Genomic DNA, 26393 nt, shown 5'->3' on the forward strand with positions numbered 1-26393 from the left:
CTATATGCTGGCGAAGATAAGGACATATGTTCCATTTCGGTTCGGGCTTGGATGGAACGTTTCGACAAAGGGAAAAATTGAGAATGGCTGTTCGCCTTGATGATCTTGATCGGAAAATCCTCATTCAGTTGCAAGAGGATGGGGGGCAGTCGCTGGACGATATTGCCAAGAATGTGGGCAGTTCCAAGACCCCTGTCTGGAACCGGATTCGCAAGATGCGAGAGGCGGGGGTGATCCGGCAGCAGACCTACCTGCTTGACCCCGAAGCGCTTGGATTTGAGGCATGTTTCTTTGTATTGATCCGTACGTCAGAGCATGATGCGGGATGGCAGGCGCAGTTTCTGAAAGCGCTGAATGAGCGGCCCGAGGTGCAGGAAGCGCACCGATTGGCGGGGGATATTGACTATATCCTCAAGGTGCGGGTCGCCAATGCGCGGGCCTATGACGTGTTCTATCAGGCGCTGATTTCAGAGGTGAAGGTGCATAATGTCACCGCGCTCTTGTCTATGGAAGAGATCAAGTCGACCACGATGCTCCCGCTCTGAGCGGGGATGGGGCGCGGCGCTCCTGTCCGCCTGCGGCGGACAGTTCCGGAGTGCTCTGCTAAGAATAACAGCAGGTTAACGGGCGTTTTCGAGCGCCGTAATGATCGGAGAGAAGTCGCGCGCGGTCAGGCTCGCGCCACCGACAAGTGCGCCGTCGACATTGGGGATGGCAAAGATCTCGGCGGCGTTGGCGGGTTTTACAGAGCCGCCGTAGAGCAGACGGACCGCTTGGGCCGCCTCGGGGCCGATGCAGTCGCACAGGCGCGCGCGGATGAAATCATGCACCTCGGCGATCTGGGCGGTGCTGGGGGTGAGGCCGGTGCCGATAGCCCAGATTGGTTCATAAGCAATGACTGTGTTGGCCGCGGTGACACTCTCTGGCAATGAGTGGCGGAGCTGATCCGCGATCACATCAAGGGTTTGAGCCGCCTCGCGTTCTGTCAGAGATTCGCCAAGGCAAATGACTGCTGTAAGATTGGCGGCATGGGCGGCGGCGGCCTTGGCCGCGACGGTTGTGCTGGATTCGCCGTGATCCTGACGGCGTTCAGAATGACCCAAGATGACGGCGGCGGCCCCTGCATCGGCCAGCATCGGGGCGGAAATATCACCGGTATGGGCCCCGGATGAGGCGCTGTGGCAATCCTGAGCGCCGATCATCAGCGGGCTGTCGGCACTGAGGCGTGTGGCGGGCACAATCAGCGTGGCCGGGGGACAGATGAGGATATCAACCTGCGGATCAGGATGCGCGGCTAGAAGAGTCTGAAGCTCGATCAGGTTGGCATTGGTGCCGTTCATTTTCCAGTTGCCTGCCGCGAGCTTGCGTTTCATGCTCTGCACATCTCCGTTATTTTTTGTTATTCATCAGAGTCTTGTAAGGCAAAGCTTACATATCTGCAAACTTGATCGACTCGCCGCAGCCGCAGGCTTCGGTCACATTGGGATTGTTGAACACAAAACCCGATTCAAGCAGGGACGTCTTGTAGTCAATCTCGGTGCCAAAGAGGAACATCTGCGCCATTGGCGCGATCATCACACGTGCGCCATCCTGTTCGACCTGCTCGTCATGGGGGTCGATCTCGGTCACATAGTCCATCGTGTATTCCATACCGGCGCAGCCCCCTTTCTTGACGCCAATCCGCAGGCCCTGATGGCCGTCGCGTTGCATCAGGCGGGTGATCTGCGCCGCTGCTGCAGGGGTCATGGTGACAGCTTGCTTTCCGGGTATGCCAAACATCAATTTAGCCTTCCAGTCATTTGGATTTGTTCACATAAAGCCAAGTTCAAGTTTGGCTTCATCGCTCATCATGTCCATGCCCCACGGCGGTTCCCAGACGAGATTGACATCAACCTGCTTGATGCCAGCCAGCGGCTCGATCGCCTCGGCCACCCAGCCGGGCATCTCGCCCGCAACGGGGCAGCCGGGGGCGGTCAGGGTCATGGTGATTGCCACCGTGTTTTCGGCGTCAATATCAATCGTATAGATCAGGCCAAGATCGTAGATGTTGACGGGAATTTCGGGATCATAAACGGTACGACAAGCCTCGACGACCTGATCGTAGAGCGGGTGATCCGTGCTGGAGGGGGCGATCAATGGAGCCCCTTCGAGCGGCTCTGAGCTGTTCATCATCATCGTATCCTGGCGGTTATCCTGACCAAACATATAGGATTTATCTGAGCCCGCGTCCAGAGGGGAGCCAAAAGACAGGGGCGATGCGTCTCAACCCGCTTTGCTTGCGGATTTGCGGCGCGGCACCGGCACCGGGCGCACACGGGTTTCGATCATGTCATAGAGCGCACCGGTGATGTTCTTGCCGGTTGAGCCCTCAATGCCTTCAAATCCGGGCGAGGAGTTGACCTCGAGCACCTTGGGGCCGGTGTCAGAGCGCAAGAGGTCCACACCCGCCATGTTGAGATCAAACACGCGCGCGGCGCGGATGGCGGTATCCCGTTCGGCCTTGGTGATGCGGATAGTCTTGGCGGTGCCGCCGCGATGCAGGTTGGAGCGGAAATCACCTTCGGCGCCGGTGCGCTTCATTGACGCCACCACCTTGCCGCCGATCACGAGGCAGCGGATATCCTCGCCCGCCGCCTCTCGCACGAAATCCTGCACGAGAAAATTGGCTTTTAGTCCGCGAAAGGCATCAATTACCGATTCTGCGGCCTTCTTGGTTTCCGCCAGCACGACGCCTTTGCCTTGGGTGGATTCCAGCAGTTTCACGATCAACGGCGCGGTGCCGACGAGGCCCATCAGGTTTGCGGTGTCCTTGGGGGAGGCGGCAAAGGCGGTGTTGGGCATGCCGACCTGTGCGCGCGCCATCAGTTGATGGGCATAGAGCTTGTCACGGCTGGCGATGATGCCGGCGGAGGGATTGACGCAGAAGGTGCCGATGGTTTCGAACTGGCGGATCACTGCTGCGCCGTATGCGGTGACGGATGCGCCGATGCGCGGAATGACTGCGTCATAGCGGGGCAGGCGTTTACCGTCGTAATGCACCTCTGGGGCGAGCGCATTGATGGCCATGTAACAACGGGTGGTGTCGATCACCTCGACGGTGTGGCCGCGCGCCTCGCCTTCCTCGACGATGCGGCGGGTGGAATAGTTGTCTTCGCGCGACAACACGGCGATGCGCAGGGCGCGATTTGGCTGGGCGGTGCGAACGCGCGCGGTGTGATAGACATCATAGTTGAGTTCGGGTTGCAGGAAGCGGTCGGTGGCGACGATCGAGATATGATCCTTGAGCGCCTGCCGCCCCAACAGCATGCGCGAGGTCATGCTGGAGCGGTTGGTCAGCGTGATCTCGATCGGCCATGTGTCGCCATTGACCGAGAGTTTGGAGGCGATGACATAGCGCAATTCCCGCTCGCCATTCGAGGAGGTGACATCGCGCCGGTCGATGATCGGGGCAGAGCAGGGGATGATAAGGTCGTCACGTCCCGGAATTGGGTGGACGGTAAAACGCACCTTGGGGCGTGCAGAGGGCCCGAAGGTTTCAATGTCAAAGGCATGCAGGGCACTGGTGCGCGCGCCGGTGTCGACCTTGGCCTTGATCGCGGGCACGCCGAGATCGGGCAGGCTCACCCATTCCTCCCAGCCGAATTGCAGGGGCTGGGGGGCGTCGGGGGTGTCGGTCATCGGGGCGGATCCTGTTGGTTGAGTCGCGGGTCGGGCTCATGTGCGGTCTCTCTACTTGGGATGGCCGTGAGGATGCAAGGAACCGGACGGGTGCGTTACTTGTTGATGTCCTCGCGGATGATGCGGCTCTGGTCATCGGGGGCGCGGAAGACCCGGCGCAGGATCACCCATGCAAGTAGCGAAAGGATCGCGAATATCGCGAGAAGGGCGGCCAAGCCCAGACCGAGCGGCAGCAGAACCAAAAGCGCCATAAGGGCCGCGCCAACGGCGAAGCCAAGGAAAATAAAACCGGGCACGAGAATTTCGAGGATGGAAAGTCCGAGTGCTGCTGCGAGCCAGACCCACCAAAGTTGCCAGAACACCGTTTCCATCAGCCGCGCCCCTTGAGCATGTTGAAGGCATTGCCGAACGCTTCCAGCGCCTGCGCGGGCACGAGGATTGTATTGGAGGAGGGACTGTTGCCAAGCGCGTTCAGCGCCTCAACCTGTTTCAACGCGACCTGATATTGCGCGGCCTCCAGCCCGTTGGCGGCGATGGCAGAGGCCACAACACCTGTGGCGTAGGCCTCGGCGTCGGCCTCGATGCGGCGGGCCTTGGCACCCTGTTCGGCAGCGTAAAGCTCGGCGTCGGCCTGAAGTTCCACGGCGCGTTTATGCCCCTCGGCCTCTGTCACCTGAGCGCGGCGGGCGCGTTCGGCGTTGAGTTGTTGCAGCATGGCGGCGCGGGTCGCCTGATCGAGATTGACATCGAGGATTTCGGCGCGGGTCACTTCGATACCCCAGTCATCGACCGCATCTTCGACCAGAGACTTGATCGTGGTGATGAGCTGAGAGCGGTTGGATTGCACCTCGTCCAGATCCATCTTGCCGATCTCGGCGCGCACGATGCCAGCCACGGTGGTGGCAATCGCACCGTCCACCTCGCGGATGCGGTAGACGGTCTTTTCGGGGTAAAGGATACGGTAGAACACTGAGGTTTCGACCTGCACCAGCACGTTGTCGCGGGTGATTGCGTCCTGACTGGCGTTAGGCAACTGGCGTTCAAGGATCGAAATCTTGTGCCGTACCACGTCAAGAAAGGGTACGATCAGGTTGATGCCGGGGCCCAGCACCTTGTGCAGTTTGCCAAAGCGTTCGACCACGAATTGTTCGGATTGCGGGACGATCTTGACCCCGCGAAAAATCACGATGATCCCCAGAAGCGCGATCAGGAGCCAGACTAGATTGGTGGAAATCAGTTCAAGGATGATTTCTTCGGTCATGGGAACTCTCACAAATGGCGGCCAAGACGGTGTTTTACAAGGCAGGGTAAACCGCTTTAAAGGGGGGCAAAAGGTGAAAAGCGATAGAGGTGGCAGGCATGCGGTTCGGGTTCGAGAAGCTGGCGCAGGACGGTGCGGCGCGGGTTGGGGTGATTTCCACGCCGCGCGGTGAAATTCGCACGCCCGCGTTCATGCCGGTGGGAACGGCGGCGACGGTCAAGGCGATGATGCCCGAAAATGTGCGCGCCACGGGGGCGGATATCCTGTTGGGCAACACCTATCACCTGATGTTGCGGCCTGGTGCCGAGCGGATCGACCGGCTGGGCGGGCTGCATAAATTCATGAACTGGGATCGGCCGATTTTGACAGATTCGGGCGGGTTTCAGGTGATGAGCCTTGCCGGGTTGCGCAAGCTCACCGAGCAGGGTGTGACCTTCAAGAGCCATATCGATGGGTCCAAGCATGAGCTGACACCAGAGCGGTCGATGGAAATTCAGCGCCTTCTGGGGTCTGACATCGTAATGTGTTTTGATGAATGTCCCGCCCTTCCGGCGACGGACAAGGCCGTGGCCGAGAGTATGCGGCTGAGCATGCGGTGGGCCGCGCGCTCGAAGGACGCCTTTGGCGACCGGCCCGGTCACGCGCTCTTTGGCATCATGCAGGGTGGGGTGACGCCCGAATTGCGCGAGGAGAGCGCCGCCGCGCTGAAGGCCATCGGCTTTGACGGCTATGCCGTGGGCGGTCTCGCAGTGGGCGAGGGGCAGGAGGCGATGTTTGGCGTGCTGGATTATGCGCCGGGGTTCCTGCCTGAGGATCGTCCGCGCTATCTGATGGGCGTGGGCAAGCCGGATGATATTGTGGGGGCAGTTAAACGCGGCATCGACATGATGGATTGCGTGCTGCCCAGCCGGTCAGGGCGCACGGGACAGGTGTTTACCCGTCACGGCGTGGTCAATATCAAGAATGCACGGCATCAGGACGACCCGAGACCGCTGGATGAGGCCTGCACCTGTCCGGCCTGCCGGAATTACAGCAGGGCCTATCTGCATCATGTGTTTCGCTCTCAGGAAATCATCAGCTCGATGCTGCTGACCTGGCACAACCTGCATTATTTTCAGGATATAATGGCAGGTATGCGCACGGCCATCGCGGAGGGACGGTTCGCGGCGTGGGAGGCGGACTTCCACGCCGGGCGTGCCGGGGGCGATATCGCGCCGCTCTGAGCGTTTCGGTCTAAACAAACCTGTCTTTTGGTCGTTGCTCCGATGGTAGCGGTGCAAGGACAGGATGGCACATGGACATTGAGACAATTGAGACCGGCGAAATCCAAAATTGGACGCCGGATGAGGTGGCGGGTGCCTTTTCGCGGGGCGAGATCGTGCTGATCGACGTGCGCACGCCGCAGGAATACGTCTTTGAGCATATCGCCGGGGCGCTGCTTTTGCCGATGCCCTATTTCAAGGCGCAATATCTGCCGATGCTCTCGGAAAAGCAGATTGTGCTCTATTGCGGTGAGGGGCTGCGTTCGGAGCATTGCGCGCGCGAGATGCTGGACGGCGGATCCGGCGTGGCGGCGCATCTGGCGGGCGGTTTTCGTGCCTGGAAGGAGGCCGACAAGCCCTATATCGGCACCAACACGATGATTGGCACGCCGCAGCGCATGGGCGGCAAGGTGGCAGACCTGCTTGATCTGCCGCCGGCCTTGATGGACCGGGTGATGTAATTGCTAGCGATTGGCCCGATTTGTGCAACGTGACATCTGCCGCTCTTACAGGATGAGACGAAATTCCTAATCTGCGGCGCATGCCGCGTCGCGTCGTATGGCGTCTGAGTTTTGGAGAAATTTGGATGAAGGAAAATCCGAACGCTGCCGGTCGCAAGGCCGATAAGATCCTGATCGACCAAGAGGTTCCTTTTGGCATAGACGAGCTGTTTTTCTCGCGCACCGATACGCGCGGGGTGATCCAGGCATTCAACTCGGTGTTTTCGCGCATTGCGGGCTATGCGGCAGAGGAACTGACAGGCGCACCGCATAAGTTGATCCGTCATCCGGACATGCCCAAAGGTGTGTTCTGGCTATTGTGGGATGGGTTGAAACGCGGCCATTCGGTGGGTGCTTATGTCAAGAACCGGGCGCACGACGGGCGGTATTACTGGGTCTTCGCGGTGGTGTCTCCGACTGATGGTGGCTATCTGTCCGTGCGGTTGAAGCCATCAAGCCCGCTCTTTGCAGCGGTCAAGGAGGTTTATGCCGGTGCGCTTGAGCGTGAGCGGACCAATGGTCTGACGCCAGAGCAGAGCGCAGCGGCGATCGAGGCTGATCTGGTTGGAGCGGGTTTTGCCAATTACGGTGTCTTTCAGATTGAGGCGTTGCGCCGAGAACATGCGTCGCGCGACGCGGCGCGCGAGCGTGTGGTCACGTCAGCCTTGACCGCTTCGGGTCAGCTCTTTGATGTCAAACAAGAGATCGAGCAGGAACTGCGGGTGCTCTGCGACAATCTGAAAAAGGCGGAACTCATCACGACGAATATGAAGATTCAGGCCTGCAAGCTGAAGTCGGGTCGCGGGCCGATCAACGAGATCGCGAAGAGTTACGAGCAGATGATGCGCGATATCCGCAATCATCCCCGCGTGGTTCAGACCCTGCGGAAAGACTACAGCACTTGGGACGTGAACGACGAGGCGAGATCGGTGTTCATGATCATTGTGGCCGATCTCATGGACGAGATGGCTGCTTTCTTCAGCGCAGAATCGGCAAGCGACGAGAATGAGGGAGCAGGCGCCGAGATGTCGGTGTTTGCGGAGTTGCGGGAGCGTGCCATGCAAGATGGCTACCGGGCTGTTCAGCAGCTCTCGGCGGATGCCGAGATGATCCGGCGTATGGTCACCGGGCTGGCGATGGTGCGTGTCGTGCTGCGGGTCGAGGCAGGCATCCTGCGCGAGCGTCTGTACGGGCTGCAATCCATTCTGGATCAGTTGGACCGATTTCACGATGAGGTCAGTGATGCGCTTGAACGTGTGCAAGAGGCGGTGACCCCGCTCCTTCGGGATCAAAGTCTGGCGGCATAAGCGGGACGGCAAACCACGCATCGCATGCAATGCGCCCTTGTGCCTGCCTGGATGAGAGGGCAAAGTTTGCCGAATCTGTTGAAACCTGACCGGGCGCGCCCCAAATTAGGTCTAACGTAACGGAGAGGGTCGTGGTTGCCGCCGCGCGGGGCCGGTGCCCTCTTGCCAAGAACAGGAATACGAGCATGCAAGATCCCCTTAACGCCTCCTACCCGGTGCTGCCGCTGCGCGATATCGTGGTATTTCCGCACATGATCGTGCCGCTTTTTGTGGGGCGTGAAAAGTCAGTGCGCGCACTTGAAGAGGTCATGGCCGATGACAAGCAAATCCTGCTGTCGAGCCAGATTGATCCGGCTGATGACGATCCCACCGAGGACGGTATTTACCGCGTTGGTGTGCTGGCCAATGTGCTGCAATTGCTGAAGCTGCCCGATGGCACCGTAAAGGTGCTGGTCGAAGGCGTGGCGCGGGTGCGGATCACTGATTATCTGGCGAATTCCGATTTCTTTGAGGCGAAGGCCGAGTATCTCAGCGAGATCCCCGGCGATGCCACCACCATCGAGGCGCTTTTGCGCACCGTGGGCGATGAATTCGCGCGCTATGCCAAGGTCAAGAAGAACATCCCTGACGAAGCGATGGCCGCTGTTACCGATTCCGAAGAGCCGGCGAAGTTGGCCGATCTGGTGGCGGGTCATCTGGGAATCGAGGTGGGCCGCAAGCAGGAACTTCTTGAGACGCTGAGCGTGAGCGAGCGCCTTGAGAAGGTATATGGCCTGATGCAGGGCGAAATGAGCGTTCTGCAGGTGGAGAAAAAGATCAAGACCCGCGTCAAGAGCCAGATGGAACGGACGCAGCGCGAGTACTATCTGAATGAGCAGATGAAGGCCATTCAGAAGGAATTGGGTGACGGCGAGGAAGGTGCGGGCGAAATCGCTGAGCTAGAAGAGCGGATCAATGCCACCAAGTTGAGCAAAGAAGCGCGCGAGAAGGCTGAAACCGAGTTGAAAAAGCTCAAGAGCATGAGCCCGATGAGCGCCGAGGCGACAGTTGTGCGCAACTACCTCGACTGGATGCTGAGTATTCCGTGGGGTGTGAAAAGCCGCACCAAGAAGGATCTGCACAAAGCTCAAGAAATCCTCGATGCCGATCACTATGGGCTGGAAAAGGTCAAGGAGCGGATCGTCGAGTATCTGGCAGTGCAGCAACGCAGCCAAAAGCTGAAGGGTCCGATCATGTGCCTTGTCGGCCCTCCGGGTGTGGGCAAGACGTCTCTGGGCAAGAGTGTGGCGCGGGCCACTGGGCGGGAATTCATCCGGATTTCCTTGGGGGGCGTGCGCGACGAATCCGAAATTCGCGGCCACCGGCGGACCTATATCGGGTCAATGCCGGGCAAGATCATTCAGGCCTTGAAAAAAGCCAAGACCACCAATCCGCTGATTCTGCTCGATGAAATCGACAAGATGGGGCAGGATTTCCGCGGTGATCCGGCGTCGGCAATGCTTGAGGTGCTCGATCCGGAACAGAATTCGACCTTTGTCGATCACTATCTCGAGGTGGAATATGACCTCTCGAACGTGATGTTCCTGACCACGGCCAACAGCTATAACATGCCGGGGCCGCTCTTGGACCGGATGGAGATCATTCCGCTGGCGGGCTATACCGAGGATGAAAAACGCGAGATTGCCAAGCAACATCTGGTGGCCAAACAAGTCAAGAACAATGGCCTGAAGAAGGGCGAGTTCACCCTGACCGATGGCGCGCTTACCGATATCGTGCGTTATTACACCCGCGAAGCCGGGGTGCGGAACCTTGAACGCGAGATTGCCAAGCTGGCACGCAAAGCGGTGACGCGGATCATCAAGGGCGAGGATAAGGCGATCACCGTCACTTCTGAGAACATCGATGATTTCCTGGGCGTGCGGAAATACAAATTCGGTCTGGCCGAAGAGAGCGATCAGGTGGGCGTTGTCACCGGGCTGGCCTATACATCGGTCGGTGGCGAACTCTTGAACATCGAAGCGCTGCGCCTGCCGGGCAAGGGCCGGATGAAGACCACCGGCAAGCTGGGCGATGTGATGAAGGAGTCGATTGACGCCGCTTCAAGCTATGTTCGCTCGGTTGCGCCGGAATTGGGGGTCAAGCCGCCCAAGTTCGAGAAATGGGACATTCACGTCCACGTTCCCGAAGGTGCCACGCCCAAAGACGGGCCATCGGCAGGCCTTGCGATGGTGACATCCATCGTGTCTGTGCTGACCGGCATTCCAATCCGCAAGGATATCGCGATGACCGGCGAGGTCACGCTGCGCGGCAATGCGCTGCCGATTGGCGGGCTCAAGGAAAAGCTGCTGGCGGCGTTGCGTGGCGGCATCAAGACGGTGATCATTCCGCGTGAGAATGAAAAGGATCTGGTCGAGATCCCGGACAATGTGAAAGAGGGCTTGGAAATCATCCCGGTCGATCATGTGCGCGACGTTCTGAAGCTGGCTTTGGTGCGTGCCCCCGAGCCGGTGGAATGGGACGAGGAGGCCGAAGAGGCCGCCGCCACTGAGGCCGCGCTGAAATCCGGGGTTGAGGGCAGGGGCGCTGTGGCCCATTGAGGCGCGGTTGCTGCTGAGCCTGTCGGCCTGAGTTAACGAGACGTCCCCGGTCGTGGCCGGGGACGTTTTTTGTGGATGTCGGGCTAAAGAGTCCCGCCTTTAACTTGAGCCTTATCCGGGGTTCCCAAGGGGTTCCAGCACTTGCAGGGTGTCTTCTTCGACGATACTTTCCCAGAGTCAAAATTGACTACATATCATAAAGCGTCTTACGCCGTATTTGGAGACATACGCTGGATCAACAATGGTCAATTGACGGAATCCCGCGGCTCTAATCATTTCAATAAGACTCTCTTCCGTTGGCCAAAATGAAGTTCGATTTCCAATTGAGGCCATTGTGTTGGTGCCCTCTAGAAATTCAATCCCATTGAGATCCCCCCGCTTGTGTAAGACGTATTGCCACGGGTCTTGAGGATAGCTGGCAATCAGGTTTTCTCTGTGGACTTGCGTGTCAATGATTGTAATTCCTGACTGCGCGCAGTTCTCGAGAAGCTTTACCTGATCCTCAAATTCAAGGTGATAGAGCAGTCCGAACACAAACTTGACATCAAAATCACGCGTATCAAAATCACGCACATCGGATTGAATAAACTCGATCGAACCGAGAATTTCTTTGTCAGGGAGACGGTCCACCCGTCCGTCCACAGCGGTGACATGTGCGCCTGCGTGGCGCGCAATCCTCGAGAAGATGCAAGGGCCGGCGCCTAGGTCGACAACTTTCTTTCCAACGACATCGATATGCGTTGAAAGTAACGTCCGGATGGTGCCCGTTCTGTGGACGCCTTCATTTGGACATGGGACCCGAATTTCGATGTTGCTTATCTTCAGCTGACATTTCATCTTTCTCGTCTTACCTTTTGTTGACGATTGCAACTGACATGTCCCCGGTCGTCCCTCAGTGATAACGAGAGCTGTTGGACAATGGCTTTCATGGTAAATTGACCCGTTTCAGCGGCTGCGCAAGCAAGTTCGGTTTTTTTGACCGTGACGTGTCGTGCATTTCCTTCAGGATCTCCACGCTCCAGCGTCATGCGACCTGTCCGTCGTCAGTGTGCTTGAAACGCCGCGTTCCGTCAGCGACCACCCCATCGCGGCGCCTGCCGCTGAAACTGCCATGACTCCGGGAACGATCTCTACGCAGACGCCTGCGGACCGGGCCGCTTCGATTTCTTCTCCGGCCCGGCCAAAAATGCCCGGATCACCAGATTTCAAACGCACGACCCGCCGCCCCTTGAGCGCCTCGGCAACGATGACGCGATTGATGCGATTTTGCGGCCATGAATGCGCACCGACATGTTTGCCGACAAAGACTCGTTCTGCGTCACGTCGGGCCAGTTCCAGAATGTCTTGGTCAACCAGCCGGTCATAAAAGATCACGTCGGCCTCCTGCAGGCGTTCCACGGCGCGCAGGGTCAGCAGATCGCGCGCGCCGGGACCGGCGCCGACAAGCGTGATCTGACCGACATTCTGGTGCCTGGGCGCGCCACCATCGGCGATCGCCGCCTTGATCATGCAGGCGGCTTGCCTCTCGTGCCTTTGTGTCCAAAGGGCGCGTGGCTCGCCTTTGAAGACCCACGCCCATAGCGCGCGCCGTTTTGTATGGGGAACGCCGACTGCCACGCTGTGGCGCAAACGCCCGGCCAGTGCCGCAAGGCCACCAAGATTGGAGGGAAGGATTTGCTCCAAACGTGTCTTGATCTCACGCGCCAAGACAGGTGCCGTACCTTCGCTGCCGATGGCCACGACAACCGGATCGCGGTCCACGATGGCGGGCGTGGTGATGTCGCACAGTTCAGGCCGGTCGACGACATTGACCGGGCAGAGGGCCGCCTGTGCCAGCCCATGCGCTGCTGCGTCGAACCCAGGGCATCCCGTCGCGACAAAGGCCATGGCGGCCCCTTCCATGCACGAGACGGACAGCGAGGTTTCGTGTTGCGCCCGACCGGCGTCGACCAGCCCCCGTAATTCGTCATCCAACCGGTCAGACACCAAAACGATGTCGGCGTCTGTTTTCAGTATCAAACGCGCTTTCTGAGCGGCTTGCTCCCCGCCGCCGACGATGATCACACGGCGACCGCTTGTGCGGATGAACATTGGAAAGGCTTTCATGATGGGCCCCCTTTCAGGCTGCGTTGTTGTGAGGGCCGAAGGATCACAAGCGCGTCGCAAGGGCGCGGGCGTAACCATGCCCAAGCGTGTAAAGGGCGAGTTTGGCCGTGCCGAACACGATTTCGGTGTCGGTCAATCGACGCGCTTCGTCGATATGGGTGGGCAGGATGCGTTTCCACGGCGTGCCGTCGCGAAGACCAAAGGCGGTGACGTCTTTGGCGGGATAACGTTCGGACCCGCCGCCTTCAGCAACGCCGCGATCTCCGGCTTGCAAGACCCGCAATTTGTACCGGCCTGCAGGGCGCGTCCGATGGCATCAACGCTGGCCAATCCATCGCATTCAACGGCGCGCAGAATGGTGTTTACGCCAACGTTGAAACACGAACACAGTACCGGGCCGGGATCGGGAATATCTGCGGGGGGGCGTCCTGACAGAACGCCTTCGGCGTCTTGGCCGGGCAAGGTTGCCAGATAGTCGCGCATCACCGCGACGGGTTCGGGAGCGACGAACAGCGCCGCCTGCAAACGCCCCGCAGTGAACAGGGCCACGCGGGCACTGTTGCGCGCCACATCGGAAATGATCATGATCTCGGCGTCCGGCAGGTTGAACAGTCGCCGCGCCTCGGTCTCCCAGTCATTCGGGGTCACATGCCCCGCCAATTCGGCCCGCCAGCCCGTGCGGGTGCGCATCCGGGCCCAATACGTTGCATCCGGGCACAAATCGCCTCTCGACACCGCGAAGCCATACCACGCCGCTTTGAACGATTGAACCGAGACCACACTGGCCTTGCTTTCCGGCTGACCCGAGACCGGATCGGTGATCGGCGCGACCAACGCGTCAATCCGCGCAGCGGGGGCTGTTTCTCCTGTCCAGTGCATGGGTGCAAAGACCTGCCCCGGCTGCACCGTATCCGTGATCCGGATCCGTAGGATGGCCTGTCCGTTGGGGCTGCTCACGGTGACCAGATTCGCCGGGGCGATGCCCTGCGCACGGGCATCCTGCGGGTGAATTTCCAGAAACGGTTCTGCCAGATGCGCGGACAGACGCGGGCTCAGGCCGGTGCGGGTCATCGTATGCCACTGATCACGGACCCGGCCCGTGTTCAGGCGAAATGGAAAACGTGGTCCGGTCTTGGCAGCGGGAGCGCGATAGGTCACAGGCAGCAAACGTGCCTTGCCGTCAGTATGAAAGAACTGCCCATCCGCAAAGAACCGCCCGCCCTGCCGAACTTCCGTTACGGGCCAGCGGGTCGGCATCAGGCACCCATATCCCGCATCGCTTAGCTGCTTGAGTCCCGAAATGTCGAAGTCCCGGCCGAACTGACCCGCTATCCCCGAGAGCGCCGCGTATTCGCGGAAAATCTCGGCCGGATTTGCATAATCGAATGCTTTGGCAAACCCCATGCGTTGCCCGACCTCTGCGAGGATGGCCCAGTCCGGTCGCGTCTGGCCGGGGGCAGGCAGAATTGCACGTTGACGGCTGATGGTGCGGTCGGAATTGGTGACGGTTCCATCCTTTTCGCCCCACGCGGTCGCAGGTAGCAATACATCCGCTAGCCGCGCCGTATCGGTTGCAGCCGTGATGTCGCTGACCACGGTGAAGTCGCAGTCCCCGATCGCATCACGGACGGAATCGGCATCGGGCATCGAGACCGCAGGATTGGTGTGGATGATCCAGAGCGCCTTGATCCGGCCGTCGCCCACGGCGCGGAACATGTCCACTGCCTTCAGTCCCGGCGCGTCTGGTACGGCGGGCGACTGCCAGAAGTCTTTTACCGCAGCGCGGTGATCGGGGTTTTCGATATCCAGATGACAGGCCAGCATGTTAGCAAGCCCGCCCACTTCGCGACCGCCCATGGCGTTGGGCTGGCCGGTGACTGAAAGTGGCCCCATACCGGGCTTGCCGATGCGCCCGGTTGCCAAATGGCAATTCAGGATCGCGTTCACTTTGTCACTGCCTGAAGAGGACTGGTTCACACCCTGACTAAAAACGGTGACAACCTTTTCCGTCATCATCCACAGCTTGCTGAAAGCGTCGATCTGCGCCTCAGTCAGCCCTGTGACGTTCGGGTCATCGGCGAACGCGGCCCTGAGCGCGGCATCAAAACCATCGGTGTGCCGCAGGAAGCCCGTGTCCAGCGCGCCGCCTTCGAAGAGCGTAACCAGCAACCGGTTGAACAAGGCCACGTCACTGCCCGGTTGCAGGGCCAGATGCATATCGGCACCGTCGCAGGTGGCCGTATGGCGCGGGTCGATTACGACGATCTTGGTTCCGCGCGCTTTTTTTGCGGCCAGCACGCGCTGATGCAGCACCGGATGGCACCAGGCAAGGTTCGAGCCGACCAGCACCACCAGATCCGCCTCTTCCAGATCCTCGTAGGTGCCGGGCACGGTATCGGTCCCGAAGGCGCGTTTGTGGCCCGCCACAGTTGAGGCCATGCAAAGCCTTGAGTTCGTGTCGATATTGGCCGACCCAATAAAGCCCTTCATCAGCTTGTTGGCGATGTAGTAATCCTCAGTCAAAAGTTGGCCGGAGACATAAAACGCGACGCTGTCGGGGCCATTTTGGTCGATTGTGGTGCGGAATTTGTCCGCGACCAGCGTCAAAGCATCGGTCCACGATGCCTCAGTCCCGCCGATGCGCGGCGTCAAAAGGCGCCCGTCAAGACCCACGGTTTCCGCCAGTGCAGACCCCTTGGAACAAAGCCGACCGCGGTTGGCCGGGTGATCCGGATCACCCCGCACGTCCAGACCGCCCTGGCCATTGGCGCGCAGCAAGACACCGCACCCAACGCCGCAATAGGGGCACGTCGAGCGTGTCTCGGGGAAGGCGCCGCCGTCCATCACGCGGCACTCCGTTTGCCGACGGCCTGACCGTCCAGCAGCACGCGTCCTCCCTCGACCCGAGCCGGATATGTCGCGATACGGGTGTCTTCGCCTTTGGCTTGCCCGGTGTTCAGGTCAAACACCCAGTTGTGCAACGGGCATGTGACGGATTGGCCGTGCACGATGCCTTCGGACAGTGGTCCGCCCTTGTGCGGGCACAAGTCTGCGGCGGCATAAACCTCGTCCTCGGCAGTGCGAAACACCGCGACGCAACCCAAGACGGTTTTCAGTTTGCGGGCCCCGCGCAGGGGGATGTCGTCGATGGGGCAAATGTCGATCCAGTTCATTCCGCGGCCTCCAGGGTCAGATCGGCCAGCGGCTGGAACCGCTCGGCCTTTGCAGCATGTTCAGCCCACGGGTCCTTGCGGTAGATGGACTGGCTCAACTCAAACGCCGCGATGAGGCGTGCGCGTTCTTCGAGGTCGTCGACGATGCGTTCCTTGACCCAATCGAGGCCCACCTTGGCGACCCATTTGTAGGGCCGGTCGAGGTATTTGGCGTTCTCGCGATAGAGTTGGACAAAGGCGACGGTCAGGTCGATGGCCTCTTGTTCGGTCTTCGTGTCGGCAAGCCGTTCGGTTTCCTTGAGGTCCATGCCCGCCGCACCCGCGACACCCACCTGATAGCCGCTGTCGACACAGATGATGCCGACGTCCTTGCAGGTGGCTTCGGCGCAGTTGCGCGGGCAGCCCGAGACCGCCAGCTTGACTTTGTGCGGGGTCCAGGACCCCCAGAGCGCCTGTTCCAGCTTGATTCCAAGTCCGGTGGAATCCTGCGTGCCGAACCGGCAATGGTCGCTGCCGACGCAGGTTTTCACCGTGCGCAGGCCCTTGGAGTAGGCGTGTCCCGACACCAGCCCGGCCTTGTTCAGGTCGGCCCAGATATGCGGCAGGTCCTCCCCCCTGACGCCCAAGAGGTCGATACGCTGGCCGCCGGTCACCTTAACGGTTGGCACGTTGTACTTGTCCGCCGCGTCGGCGATGGCGCGCAACTCGGTTGGGTTGGTGATGCCGCCCCACATGCGAGGCACGACGCTGAAAGTGCCGTCCTTCTGGATGTTGGCGTGTTTGCGTTCGTTGACGAACCGGCTTTGCGGATCGTCCTTGTACTCAAGCGGCCAGTCCGCCAGCAGGTAGAAGTTCACCGCAGGGCGGCAGACATGGCAGCCGTTGCGGGTTTTCCAGCCCAGTTCCTGCCAGACCGCCTCTTGCGACTTCAGCTCCTGCGATTTGATCAACCGCCGCACGTCTTCGTGCGTCAGGTCACAGCAGCCGCAGATCGGCTGCGACGTGGGCATCTGGAAGTCGTCACCCAGGGTGACCTGCAACAGCTGTTCCACCAGCCCGGTGCAGGTGCCGCAGGACGCGCTGGCCTTGGTTTGTGCCTTGACCGCGCCGAGAACGGTTGCGCCACCCGCGATGGCGTCCACAATAGTGCCTTTGCAAATGCCGTTGCAGCCGCAAATCTCCGCGTCACGCGGCAATGCTGCAACGGCTGACAGAGGGTCCACGGTGGCCCCCCCCTGATAAGCCGGGCCAAAAATCAGCGTCTCGCGCATCTCTTCGATGCAGCTCGCCTCCTTGATCAGGCCGAAGAACCAGTTGCCGTCAGCGGTGTCGCCATACATCACGGCGCCGACCAGCTTGTTGCCCTCGATGACGAGGCGCTTGTAGATGCCGCGCGCCGGATCGCGGAAGACGATGTCTTCGCGCCCTTCGCTATTGGCAAAATCGCCCGCGCTGAACAGATCACAACCGGTGACCTTAAGCTTGGTCGACAGGGTCTTTTGCACATAGGTCGCATCATCCCCCATCAGGGTCTGCGCGGCGACCTTCGCCTGATCATACAAAGGCGCGACAAGGCCAAAGATTGCGCCATCATGTTCAACGCACTCGCCAACCGCCAGGATGTCTGGCTGAGAGGTGATCATCTGATCATCCACATGGATGCCCCGGCCGACCTCCAGCCCGGCCTGCCGACCCAGCGCCACGTTGGGGCGGATGCCCACGGCCATGACCAGTAGATCGCAGGGTAGTTCCGTGCCATCGTCCAGCAGCAAGGCGCGGACATTGCCGCCTTCGCCAAGGATCGCCTTGGAGTTGGCTTGCAGACGGATCGAGATGCCCTTGTCCTCAAGCGATTTCTTCAGCAGATAACCGGCCGCTTCGTCCAACTGACGCTCCATCAGGTGGCCCATGATGTGCACCACGGTCACTTCGACACCGCGCGCAGCCATACCGGCCGCTGCTTCAAGTCCCAGAAGGCCGCCGCCGATCACAATGGCCTTTTTGCCCGCACCCAGTGCCATCATCGCCTGCGTGTCTTCCAGATCGCGATAGGCAATCACACCATCCAGATCGTGCCCCGGCAGCGGTATGATGAACGGGGTCGATCCGGTGCCGAACACCAGCTTGTCATAGGCCAGCACCTCGCCGGTCCCGGACGTGACCGTCTTGGCCGCGGTATCAATCGCCGCAACCTTCTCGCCAAACCGGCAGGTGATCCCGTGCGCCGCATAGAAGGTGTCGTCATGGGTGACGATTTCCTCGTACGTCTTGTCCCCTGCCAGCACCGGCGACAGCATGATGCGGTTGTAATTTCCGCGCGGCTCGGCGTTGAACAGGGTGATGTCGTAGGCGCCGGGCGCCTGTTCGACCAGATGTTCGATCATCCGGCCCGAGGCCATACCCGCCCCGATGATAATGAGTTTCTGTGTCATGGGCTTACTCCGCTGCCATGGCTTTGGGGGATAACGCGGTGGGTTTCGCCTTGGCGCCGTGTTCGTATTCTTCAAGAAAATCAAGCACCTCCTGGCGGTAGGCGTAGTAGTCGGAATGCGCCAACAGCTCCTTGCGGGTGCGTGGACGTGGCAGGTCAACCTTGGTGATCTTGCCGATGGTGGCCTGTGGGCCGTTGGTCATCATGACCACGCGGTCGGCCAGCAGGATCGCCTCGTCCACATCATGCGTCACGCAGATTGCAGTGACTTTGGTGCGGCTCCAGACCTCCATCAGAACCTCTTGCAGCTCCCACCGGGTGAGACTGTCGAGCATGCCAAAAGGTTCATCCAGCAGCAGCAGTTTCGGAGACAGGGCAAAGGCCCGTGCGATGCCGACGCGCTGTTGCATGCCGTTGGACATGTCAGAGGCGGGCTTGTCCATCGCATCGGCCAGCCCGACGCGTTCCAGATAGTACTCCACCACGTCCTGTCGCTCGGTCCGCGACGCACGCGGATAGACCTTGTCCACACCGATGGCGCAGTTTTCCCGCGCGGTAAGCCATGGGAAGAGGTTGGGCGACTGGAACACCACGGCGCGTTCCGGATCGGCGCCAACAACATGGCGCCCGTCCAGTTTGATCGCGCCCTTAGAGATGCTGTTCAGACCGGCAGCCATTGTCAGCACCGTGGATTTGCCACAGCCCGAATGGCCGATCAGTGAAATGAACTCGCCCCGATCGATCTTGAGGTCGAAATCCTCGACTACGGTCAGCGGGCCTTTGGGCGTCGGGTAGATCTTGTGCAACTGGCTGAAATCGAGGAAGCGATCGTTGATCAACCCCTGCTGGGCTTCCTTCACTGCCGCAGGAACGCCATGGATCGGGGTCACGTCGGGCAAAAGGCGGCTGCCTTCGACCTTGGCTTCTATTCCCACGTCCATCAGGTACTTGGTCACGTCGCCGCGCAGCTTCTTGAACGTGTCGTTCGTGTTCATCGCCATCCGGGCGCGCGGGCGCGGGATCGTGACCTTAAACTCCTGCCCCAAAGTGCCGTCGGGGTTCAGCGCGATGATGCGGTCGGCCAGAATGATCGCCTCGTCCACGTCATTGGTTATCAACACGCAAGTCTTCTTATCGGCTTCCCAGATGCGCTCTATCTCGTCTGCCAGATTGGCACGGGTCAGCGCATCCAGTGCCGACAGTGGTTCGTCCAGCAACAACATTTCCGGGTTCATCGCCAGCGCACGCGCCACGTTTACCCGCTGGCGCATCCCGCCTGACAGCTCTGCCGGGCGACGCGTGGCGGCGTGGGACAGGCCCACCATATTAACGTAATGCGCGACCTTGTCGGCCTTTTTCGCCTTGCTGAGCTGTGGGAACACCGTGTCCACCGCCAGCCCGACGTTGCCGTTCACCGTCAGCCAGGGCATCAGCGAATAGCTTTGGAAGATCACACCGCGTTCCGGGCTGGGTTCGGTGATTGGCATGTCTTTGAAGGTGACCGTGCCTTTGGTGGGGCGTTCAAGCCCCGCCATCAGGTTGATCAGCGTCGTCTTGCCGGTGCCGGAGAAGCCCAGCAGAACCAGAAACTCGCCTTCCTGCACATCCAGGTTGATGTTCTTCAGAACATGGGTGGCGTGCAGGCCGGTGCCGAAGCTTTGGCTGACGTTGTCGAGTTTGAGAATGCTCATAACGCTCACCGATTATTGGTAAAGGTGAAGAGCGATTGCAGCGCGTACATCACCCGATCCAGCAAGAAGCCGATGATGCCGATGGTCAGCACCGCGACCATGATCTTGGCGAGGCTCGACGAAGAGCCGTTCTGGAATTCGTCCCAGACGAATTTGCCAAGGCCAGGGTTCTGCGCCAGCATTTCGGCGGCGATCAGAACCATCCAGCCCACACCGAGGCTGAGGCGCAGACCGGTGAAGATCAGCGGCAGGGCCGAGGGCAGGACCAGTTTGGTGATCTTGGTCCATGTGTTCATCTTCAGAACCTTGGATACGTTGACCAGATCCTTGTCGATCGACGCCACACCCAGGGCGGTGTTGATCAGCGTCGGCCACAGCGAACACAGCGTGACCGTGACGGCTGAGATGATGAAGCTTTTGGGCAGCAGGCCCCCTTCGGTCGCCGCAAGGGCCGAGACGATCATGGTGACGATGGGCAGCCATGCCAGCGGCGAGACCGGCTTGAAAATCTGGATCAGCGGGTTGAGACCCGCGTTGGCGGTGGGCGACAGGCCCGCCAGAATGCCCAAGGGCACGGCGATCAGCGTGGCCAGCACAAAGCCGAAGAACACCGTCTGGATCGAGGTCCAAATCTGTTGGTAATAGGTTGGCGCGCCGGTGTAGGCGCGTTCCTTGGGCTCCTTGCCCTGCGCGATCAGCCGTTCGTTCAGCTGTGCGACCTTGATCTCGAACTTGGCGCGCTGGTCGGCCTTGGCGATTGCATCCTGATGCAGGTTCACCGTTTCTTCCCAGACCTGTGCGGGGCCGGGCACGGCGCCCAGCGAGGTCTGCACCTTGGGCGCAAGCACACCCCAAAGCATCAGAAAGGCGGCGATGGCCAGCAAAGGCACGGCCAGCAGGCGCCAGATTTCCTGCATCTGTGCGCGCGGGTTGTCCCCGGCAGCTGCCTTGAGGATCGGGGTGATCCACGCAAGGCCAAGCACCTGAAACCAATTGTCGGCAGAGTTGATGCGGGTGAAGAGGCGCGCACGACGCGCTTCTCGCTCGGCGGTAACGGTGAAATTCGGATCGACGGTTGTCATGGGAGCGTCCTTGCAAATTGAGGGGGCAGCGATTGATGCGTGTCTTATCGCGCCGTTACCCTTTGACCTCGGGGCCAACGACCGTCTGGTCGTCCTTCAGTCCAATCGGCAGGCTTTCGAGGTAGGCGTTTGGCGCCTTGCCATCGTAGGGAATGCCGTCGATCACATCGGCAGCAGGGGTCGCTGCCTTGTAACCGTCGCTGTCCCAGGGGAAGTCGGCTTCGTTTGACAAACCTTCATCGACCAGCAGGCGGGCGGCTTGCAGGTAGATGTCGGGTTTGTAGACCTTGCGGGCCACCTCATCGAACCACGCGTCCGATTTGGGTTCGGCAATCTGTCCCCAGCGGCGCATCTGGGTCAGATACCAGACCGCGTCCGAATAGAACGGATAGGTCGCGTTGTAGCGGAAGAACACGTTGAAATCGGGGATGTCGCGCTTGTCACCCTTCTCGAATTCGAAAAACCCGGTCATTGAGTTGGCGATTACTTCCTGATCCGCGCCCACGTATTCCGGGCGGCTGAGGATCTCGACTGCCTGTGGGCGGTTGGCGTTGTCGTTTTCATCCAGCCACATGGCCGCGCGGATTAGCGCCTTGGTCACGGCCAAAGTGGTGTTGGGGTACTGCTCGGCGAACTCGGCGGTGATGCCGAACACCTTTTCGGGGTTGTTCTTCCACAGCTGGTAGTCGGTGATGACCGGCACACCGATGCCCTTGAACACGGCTTGTTGGTTCCACGGCTCGCCCACGCTATAGCCATAGATCGTGCCGGCCTCCAGCGTCGCAGGCATCTGCGGCGGCGGGGTAACAGATAGAAAGACATCAGCGCCGATCTGGCCGGTCACATTTTCGGGCGAGTAATACCCCGGATGCAGACCGCCAGCGGCCAACCAGTAACGCAGTTCGTAGTTGTGGGTCGACACGGGGAACACCATACCCATATTGAACGGCTTGCCCTCGGCCTCGAATTCCTCGACCACTGGCGCCAGCGCTGAGGCCGAGATCGGGTGCTGCGGGCGGCCATCGTCCATCTTGGGAATGTGCGGCAGCATCTTTTCCCAAACCTCGTTCGACACGGTGATGCCGTTGCCGTTCAGGTCCATCGAGAAGGGTGTGATGATGTGTGCTTTGGTGCCAAACCCGATGGTGGCGGCCAGTGGCTGGCCCGCCAGCATATGTGCGCCGTCCAGCTTGCCGTCGATCACACCGTCCAGCAGCACCTTCCAGTTGGCCTGCGCCTCAAGCGTCACAAACAGCCCTTCGTCCAGGAAATAGCCCTGTTCATAGGCTACAGCGAGCGGCGCCATGTCGGTCAGCTTGATAAAGCCGAAGGTCAGTTCGTCCTTTTCCAGTGCCAGCATTTCGGCCAAGGCCGGGCTTGTCAGCGCGGTGGTGGCTGCAAGGCCCAACAGAAACTTTTTCATCTCGTGTCCTTTCCATGTGCCCGACAGGTCGTCAGGCAAAACGCAAAAAGAGCCGTCACTAACCGCCGGGAGGAAGGGGCGGAGAGTGAGCGGCTCTGCTCTGGGTGTCCCAGTCATTGGGAGGGAATTCGGGTCGATCCGCGCCATTGCGAGCCGACACTGCAACATTCGCAAAGACGGCCTGCGAACGCCAAGGGTTATCGCTGCAGTGCGGCAAGAAAATCAGTTTTCCGGAAAATCCGCCTGTTTTTTGGTCAGCCCGTCGCGTCCGGATCAAAAATGCAGCCGTCAAAGAACGAATCCGCCAAAAGGGTCAGCCGTCCTTTCTGCGAGGCAACTGCGGTTTCGCGCAGAATCGCCCCTTCGATCTTCTCTGACGCGCCGGGCAAATCGACTTCGACAGGCATGTGCGCGCGGAACAGATCGCTGCGATAGGTTGCTGCCGCACGCGCCATACTGTCAGAGGTGTCCAAACCGTGTCGCAGCGCAAGGCGGCTGGCCATCCACTTGGCCTGACTGCGCCAAGGGAAACTAGCGGCGCCATGGTGGAATTCGATAAACCGGGCGACCTCTCGCTGCTCGGCCCGGCAGGAAATGGTGAACCGGCCTCGCAGCGCGCGGTCGATCAACTCGGCAGGCATGTCCAGATATGTTTTGCGCGACAGGATTTCTGCGGCGGTTGTATGGGTGTCGGACCGCGCCAGCCATTGGTCCGCCCGCCAGACCGCACGCATCAGGCGCCGCAACAAAAGCGGTTCGGTTTCGGCCCAGTCGGTGCGCACGGCCAACACTTTTTCGGGCGCGAAAGCCCAGATCGCGTTTGCCGGCAGCAGCAATGCGCCCGCGCCCTGATCGACGGCGACCGATCCCCACGGCTCGCCCACGCAGAAGGCGTTGATGTCGCCTGCTGCCAGAGCTTCGGCCATCAGAGGCGGTGGGACCGTGCGAATGGTGACTTTGGCGCCCGCCAGATCAGTGCCGTCAAACCAATAGTGCAGAAGCTCCACATGCATCGAAAACGGAAACGGAACGCCAAACACCAGCGGGCCGTCGGCAGCCAGCGCGAGCGCCCGAGCTGCCGTGCGCGGATCGGAGAAGTCGAATCCGTATCCCTGTGCGCGTAACCGCGCCTCCAACGCTCGGTTCACGCCGATCACGTCGCCGTTGACCGATGTCACCATGACGGCAGAGACAGGAGTCGATACGCCGCCCAATCCCAAAGCCATGGCCACCGGCACAAGTGACAGCATGTGCGCCGCATCGACGCGTCCGAACGCCAGCATGTCGCGCACCGACGACCAGGACGGCGCCGCAATCAGATCAAGCGCGATCCCCTCGGTCTCGGCAAAACCCATTTCTTGCGCCACAATCAGCGGGGCCGCATCGACCAGCGGCATATAGGCGACAGGCAGAGTGACGGTCTTCATCGCAAAAGCTCCGACGCTGTGACCAGTGCTTCGGCCACCTCGACCAGCCGACGACCCTGATCCATCGCGGTTTTGCGCAGCAATGCATATGCCGCATCCTCGTCGATGCCCTTGGCCTTCATCAGCAAGCCTTTGGCCCGGTCGATCACTTTGCGCTCTTCGAGCGCGCGGCGCGTTTCGGCCAGTTCTGTGCGCATCTGGCGCACCATCCTGAAGCGCGCGAGGGCTGTGTCGATGACCGGCTTGATCCGCTGTGGCGCGAGGCCGTCCACCACGTAGGCGGAAACACCGGCCTCGATTGCCGCCTGCGCGAGCCCACCCGCAGAATTCGAAACGAACATCGCCACCGGACGTTCGAGCGGGCCCGACGCCAACGTCAATTCCTCAAGCATATCGCGGGTGGGGCTGTCGATATCGATCAGAACGACGTCGGGTTCATGCGCCGCGATGCGCCGGGCCAAAGCACTGCTGTTCCCGATGACGACCACGTCGCAATCGGTGGCCTCTTTTAAGGCATCGACGATGGCGATCGCGCGGTCCCGGTCTTCTTCGACAACGACAATTGTAAGCTTTGTACCCATGGCATTCAGATTCGCCATTGCTATGACGACTTCAAGCGGCAGGCAGTGAAAATTTGAAAACTGCGTGGAATGAGTGGCCCTCTTCAGGAAATTGCTCAAATTTTGGAACATTTCTGAATGACGGAGCAGAAACCCGGACGACTATGATCAAGCATGGATAACGTCTTTGACAAATTCGCTGTCTTAAACTGCTCAAAGGGGGGAGCTTTCCGCCGATCTTGTTGATGCGCTATACCCAGAACCAAGTCTCGGAGTGAATGTCCGCTACTTCAGGGGGCCAAAGCTCTACTTTGCTGTGTGGCGAATGTCTCCTTCCCGCCGATGCTGTTGAAGAACAACGTGTTGCTGGTGCAGAAGTTAAGGTTCTAAGCTGAGCACGAGCGCCTTTTCTGTTAGGCTTTGCACGTTTGCTGCGTTGCAGGAAAGGTATTGGTTGATTTTCAGAGGTTTTGGGCGGTTGCGGCGAAGAGGAGCTCTTCATTTGCACCGCATGGGCCACGCAATCGGAGCCTGCCAAGGCCGAGAATGCCGCTCCTCCGCTCCCACTCGCCGGAGTTATGACCTCAGGTTCCCCGGCAAACCTTTCCGAACGCGGCCTGATATATTGCATATCCGGATAGGATCAGGGCCACAAACCAGTTGAACCACATTATTCCCGGCTCAGGTCACCGGCCTTGCGCCCACTTACTACACAGCGCCTTACGGATGGGAAGATTCAGAAATCTAAGCCCAACAACGATGTGGTTGAAAATGTGGTTTAGCCATCCAATGATATGGATTTGATCATCACCAAACATATGCTTGTAAATTTTAAGTGGCGGAGAGACAGGGATTCGAACCCTGGGTGGAGTTGCCCCCACAACGGTTTTCGAGACCGCCCCGTTCGACCACTCCGGCACCTCTCCGCGGGGGTCTGGTGAGGGAGGCGTGTAATTGCCTTTGACTGGGGGGGCAAGGGGGATTTGCATTGTTTCGTCGGATAATTTGCCTAGGTTGGGGCAAGGCAGATCGGAAAGGACGGCTTGTCATGGTGGGGATGCCCTTGCGGTCATATGCGCGCGGCGTTGTGCTGGGCCTGATGACCTTGATCGGGGTGGCGCTGGTCGCCGCGCCGACCCGCGCGGCGGATCGCGAACGTCTGGAGGCGTTTCTGGAGGTCACCGGGTTTGGCGTGGCGCTGGACAGCATCGCGCTCTCGGCCGCTGGTGCACCGGCGATGCTGGGCCTTTCGGCCAGCGATTTCGGGCTGGGGTGGACGGCGCTTGCGGGTGAGGTGTTTGCGCCGGAGAAGATGCGCGAAATGGGGCTCGAGATTCTGGGCGTTGCGATGGATGACGAGATGTTGGGCCATGCTGCGGAGTTTTATGCCTCTGATCTTGGGCAGGATCTGGTTGACGTCGAGAACGCGGCGCATCTGCATGAGGATGATGACGCCAAGCGGGCCGAGGGCGAGGCGCTCTTGGCGCAGATGGGGGCCGAGCGTGTCGAGGTGCTACGCGAGATGAATGTGGCAGTGGACAGTGCGGGCTCGGGGGTGCGTGCGGTGCAGGAAATTCAGGTGCGGTTCCTGATGGCGGCTTCTTATGCCGGGGTGCTGGCGAATGAAATCGACGAGGAGATGCTGCGCGCGATGCTGGCAGAGAGCGAAACGGAGTTGCGCGAAAGTTTGCAAGCCTCGGCACTGGCTAATGCCGCCTATACCTATCAGACCCTGTCGACTGAGGATTTGCGGGCTTATGTAGCGGCGCTGGAGCATCCGACCATGGCGCGGGTGTACGAATTGATGAATGCCGTCCAATACGAGATCATGGCCAACCGCTTTGAGGTTCTGGCGACGCGGATGCAGGGCATGACGCCAGCGCAGGAGTTGTAAG

22 protein-coding genes and 1 tRNA gene are annotated in these 26393 nt (G+C 60.0%); 6 read left to right on the forward strand and 17 right to left on the reverse strand.

The features are described 5' to 3' along the window. Nucleotides 1-83: 83 nt before the first annotated feature. Nucleotides 84-545, forward strand: coding sequence for an Lrp/AsnC family transcriptional regulator (locus ACN0SW_RS08430; RefSeq protein ID WP_417727475.1), 462 nt, complete (start codon nt 84-86; stop codon nt 543-545). A 75-nt stretch (nt 546-620) separates the two neighbouring features. Here ACN0SW_RS08430 and tpiA read toward each other — a convergent pair whose 3' ends face one another. The 6 genes from tpiA to ACN0SW_RS08460 form a co-directional block, all read right to left on the reverse strand. Further along, complete coding sequence (gene tpiA / locus ACN0SW_RS08435; protein ID WP_417727476.1) at nt 621-1373, reverse strand: triose-phosphate isomerase; 753 nt, start codon at nt 1371-1373, stop codon at nt 621-623. A gap of 55 nt (nt 1374-1428) precedes the next feature. Then, nucleotides 1429-1779 carry a HesB/IscA family protein gene (locus ACN0SW_RS08440; RefSeq protein WP_417727477.1) on the reverse strand — a complete coding sequence of 117 codons (351 nt, stop codon included), beginning with the start codon at nt 1777-1779 and terminating at the stop codon, nt 1429-1431. 30 nt (nt 1780-1809) lie between these two features. Next, nucleotides 1810-2172 (reverse strand): SUF system Fe-S cluster assembly protein, encoded by a 363-nt coding sequence (locus ACN0SW_RS08445; protein WP_417727478.1) that lies wholly within the window; start codon nt 2170-2172, stop codon nt 1810-1812. A 90-nt stretch (nt 2173-2262) separates the two neighbouring features. After that, nucleotides 2263-3678: a 30S ribosomal protein S6--L-glutamate ligase gene (rimK, locus tag ACN0SW_RS08450; protein ID WP_417727479.1), complete on the reverse strand. Its 1416-nt coding sequence runs from the start codon at nt 3676-3678 to the stop codon at nt 2263-2265. A gap of 95 nt (nt 3679-3773) precedes the next feature. After that, entirely contained in the window at nt 3774-4049 is a 276-nt protein-coding gene (locus tag ACN0SW_RS08455; RefSeq protein ID WP_417727480.1) for an NfeD family protein, read from the reverse strand. Next, nucleotides 4049-4939, reverse strand: a complete 891-nt coding sequence (locus tag ACN0SW_RS08460) for an SPFH domain-containing protein (protein ID WP_417727481.1) — start codon at nt 4937-4939, stop codon at nt 4049-4051. The genes ACN0SW_RS08455 and ACN0SW_RS08460 overlap by 1 nt, the downstream gene beginning before the upstream one ends. A gap of 98 nt (nt 4940-5037) precedes the next feature. Between ACN0SW_RS08460 and tgt the strand changes: the two genes are divergently transcribed. The 4 genes from tgt to lon all read left to right on the forward strand — a co-directional run bounded on the left by tgt (nt 5038) and on the right by lon (nt 10605). Further along, complete coding sequence (tgt, locus tag ACN0SW_RS08465; protein ID WP_417727482.1) at nt 5038-6162, forward strand: tRNA guanosine(34) transglycosylase Tgt; 1125 nt, start codon at nt 5038-5040, stop codon at nt 6160-6162. A 71-nt stretch (nt 6163-6233) separates the two neighbouring features. After that, on the forward strand, nt 6234-6662 hold the full coding sequence (locus tag ACN0SW_RS08470; RefSeq protein ID WP_417727483.1) for a rhodanese-like domain-containing protein: 429 nt from the start codon (nt 6234-6236) through the stop codon (nt 6660-6662). Nucleotides 6663-6787: 125 nt separating this feature from the next. Beyond that, complete coding sequence (locus ACN0SW_RS08475; protein ID WP_417727484.1) at nt 6788-8008, forward strand: PAS domain-containing protein; 1221 nt, start codon at nt 6788-6790, stop codon at nt 8006-8008. A gap of 185 nt (nt 8009-8193) precedes the next feature. Beyond that, a complete protein-coding gene (lon, locus tag ACN0SW_RS08480) occupies nt 8194-10605 on the forward strand; it encodes an endopeptidase La (protein ID WP_417727485.1) in 2412 nt (803 codons plus the stop codon). A gap of 177 nt (nt 10606-10782) precedes the next feature. Here the strand turns inward: lon and ACN0SW_RS08485 are convergent, their stop codons facing one another. The 11 genes from ACN0SW_RS08485 to ACN0SW_RS08535 form a co-directional block, all read right to left on the reverse strand. Beyond that, a complete protein-coding gene (locus ACN0SW_RS08485) occupies nt 10783-11442 on the reverse strand; it encodes an SAM-dependent methyltransferase (RefSeq protein ID WP_417727486.1) in 660 nt (219 codons plus the stop codon). Nucleotides 11443-11607: 165 nt separating this feature from the next. Continuing rightward, on the reverse strand, nt 11608-12711 hold the full coding sequence (gene cysG, locus ACN0SW_RS08490; RefSeq protein ID WP_417727487.1) for a siroheme synthase CysG: 1104 nt from the start codon (nt 12709-12711) through the stop codon (nt 11608-11610). 132 nt (nt 12712-12843) lie between these two features. Beyond that, nucleotides 12844-15555 carry a molybdopterin-dependent oxidoreductase gene (locus ACN0SW_RS08495; protein WP_417727685.1) on the reverse strand — a complete coding sequence of 904 codons (2712 nt, stop codon included), beginning with the start codon at nt 15553-15555 and terminating at the stop codon, nt 12844-12846. Beyond that, the gene (gene nirD, locus ACN0SW_RS08500; protein ID WP_417727488.1) at nt 15555-15884 is read right to left on the reverse strand and encodes a nitrite reductase small subunit NirD; all 330 of its coding nucleotides are present in this window, start codon (nt 15882-15884) and stop codon (nt 15555-15557) included. Before nirD ends, ACN0SW_RS08495 begins: the two co-directional genes overlap by 1 nt. Continuing rightward, nucleotides 15881-18316, reverse strand: a complete 2436-nt coding sequence (nirB, locus tag ACN0SW_RS08505) for a nitrite reductase large subunit NirB (protein WP_417727489.1) — start codon at nt 18314-18316, stop codon at nt 15881-15883. Before nirB ends, nirD begins: the two co-directional genes overlap by 4 nt. 4 nt (nt 18317-18320) lie before the next feature. After that, complete coding sequence (locus ACN0SW_RS08510; protein WP_417727490.1) at nt 18321-20006, reverse strand: ABC transporter ATP-binding protein; 1686 nt, start codon at nt 20004-20006, stop codon at nt 18321-18323. 5 nt (nt 20007-20011) lie between these two features. Beyond that, nucleotides 20012-21088, reverse strand: coding sequence for an ABC transporter permease (locus ACN0SW_RS08515; protein ID WP_417727491.1), 1077 nt, complete (start codon nt 21086-21088; stop codon nt 20012-20014). Between the two features lie 55 nt (nt 21089-21143). Next, complete coding sequence (locus ACN0SW_RS08520) at nt 21144-22511, reverse strand: CmpA/NrtA family ABC transporter substrate-binding protein (protein ID WP_417727492.1); 1368 nt, start codon at nt 22509-22511, stop codon at nt 21144-21146. Between the two features lie 254 nt (nt 22512-22765). Continuing rightward, the gene (locus ACN0SW_RS08525) at nt 22766-23938 is read right to left on the reverse strand and encodes an ABC transporter substrate-binding protein (protein WP_417727493.1); all 1173 of its coding nucleotides are present in this window, start codon (nt 23936-23938) and stop codon (nt 22766-22768) included. Continuing rightward, nucleotides 23935-24519, reverse strand: coding sequence for an ANTAR domain-containing response regulator (locus tag ACN0SW_RS08530; RefSeq protein ID WP_417727686.1), 585 nt, complete (start codon nt 24517-24519; stop codon nt 23935-23937). The genes ACN0SW_RS08525 and ACN0SW_RS08530 overlap by 4 nt, the downstream gene beginning before the upstream one ends. Before the next feature lie 815 nt (nt 24520-25334). Further along, nucleotides 25335-25424: transfer RNA gene (locus ACN0SW_RS08535), tRNA-Ser, on the reverse strand. Nucleotides 25425-25546: 122 nt separating this feature from the next. On the opposite strand from ACN0SW_RS08535, the gene ACN0SW_RS08540 reads away from it, so the two are divergent. Next, nucleotides 25547-26392: a DUF2059 domain-containing protein gene (locus ACN0SW_RS08540; protein WP_417727494.1), complete on the forward strand. Its 846-nt coding sequence runs from the start codon at nt 25547-25549 to the stop codon at nt 26390-26392. Nucleotide 26393: the final 1 nt, after the last annotated feature.

This window comes from Roseovarius sp., from assembly GCF_048262375.1.
GTDB lineage: Bacteria > Pseudomonadota > Alphaproteobacteria > Rhodobacterales > Rhodobacteraceae > Roseovarius.

Coding starts and splice junctions, on each gene's coding strand:
- ACN0SW_RS08430 (WP_417727475.1), top strand. CDS start 84: ATGGCTGTTCGCCTTGATGATCTTGATCGGAAAATCCTCATTCAGTTG.
- tpiA (WP_417727476.1), bottom strand. CDS start 1,373: ATGAAACGCAAGCTCGCGGCAGGCAACTGGAAAATGAACGGCACCAAT.
- ACN0SW_RS08440 (WP_417727477.1), bottom strand. CDS start 1,779: ATGTTTGGCATACCCGGAAAGCAAGCTGTCACCATGACCCCTGCAGCA.
- ACN0SW_RS08445 (WP_417727478.1), bottom strand. CDS start 2,172: ATGATGAACAGCTCAGAGCCGCTCGAAGGGGCTCCATTGATCGCCCCC.
- rimK (WP_417727479.1), bottom strand. CDS start 3,678: ATGACCGACACCCCCGACGCCCCCCAGCCCCTGCAATTCGGCTGGGAG.
- ACN0SW_RS08455 (WP_417727480.1), bottom strand. CDS start 4,049: ATGGAAACGGTGTTCTGGCAACTTTGGTGGGTCTGGCTCGCAGCAGCA.
- ACN0SW_RS08460 (WP_417727481.1), bottom strand. CDS start 4,939: ATGACCGAAGAAATCATCCTTGAACTGATTTCCACCAATCTAGTCTGG.
- tgt (WP_417727482.1), top strand. CDS start 5,038: ATGCGGTTCGGGTTCGAGAAGCTGGCGCAGGACGGTGCGGCGCGGGTT.
- ACN0SW_RS08470 (WP_417727483.1), top strand. CDS start 6,234: ATGGACATTGAGACAATTGAGACCGGCGAAATCCAAAATTGGACGCCG.
- ACN0SW_RS08475 (WP_417727484.1), top strand. CDS start 6,788: ATGAAGGAAAATCCGAACGCTGCCGGTCGCAAGGCCGATAAGATCCTG.
- lon (WP_417727485.1), top strand. CDS start 8,194: ATGCAAGATCCCCTTAACGCCTCCTACCCGGTGCTGCCGCTGCGCGAT.
- ACN0SW_RS08485 (WP_417727486.1), bottom strand. CDS start 11,442: ATGAAATGTCAGCTGAAGATAAGCAACATCGAAATTCGGGTCCCATGT.
- cysG (WP_417727487.1), bottom strand. CDS start 12,711: ATGAAAGCCTTTCCAATGTTCATCCGCACAAGCGGTCGCCGTGTGATC.
- ACN0SW_RS08495 (WP_417727685.1), bottom strand. CDS start 15,555: ATGGACGGCGGCGCCTTCCCCGAGACACGCTCGACGTGCCCCTATTGC.
- nirD (WP_417727488.1), bottom strand. CDS start 15,884: ATGAACTGGATCGACATTTGCCCCATCGACGACATCCCCCTGCGCGGG.
- nirB (WP_417727489.1), bottom strand. CDS start 18,316: ATGACACAGAAACTCATTATCATCGGGGCGGGTATGGCCTCGGGCCGG.
- ACN0SW_RS08510 (WP_417727490.1), bottom strand. CDS start 20,006: ATGAGCATTCTCAAACTCGACAACGTCAGCCAAAGCTTCGGCACCGGC.
- ACN0SW_RS08515 (WP_417727491.1), bottom strand. CDS start 21,088: ATGACAACCGTCGATCCGAATTTCACCGTTACCGCCGAGCGAGAAGCG.
- ACN0SW_RS08520 (WP_417727492.1), bottom strand. CDS start 22,511: ATGAAAAAGTTTCTGTTGGGCCTTGCAGCCACCACCGCGCTGACAAGC.
- ACN0SW_RS08525 (WP_417727493.1), bottom strand. CDS start 23,938: ATGAAGACCGTCACTCTGCCTGTCGCCTATATGCCGCTGGTCGATGCG.
- ACN0SW_RS08530 (WP_417727686.1), bottom strand. CDS start 24,519: ATGGGTACAAAGCTTACAATTGTCGTTGTCGAAGAAGACCGGGACCGC.
- ACN0SW_RS08540 (WP_417727494.1), top strand. CDS start 25,547: ATGGTGGGGATGCCCTTGCGGTCATATGCGCGCGGCGTTGTGCTGGGC.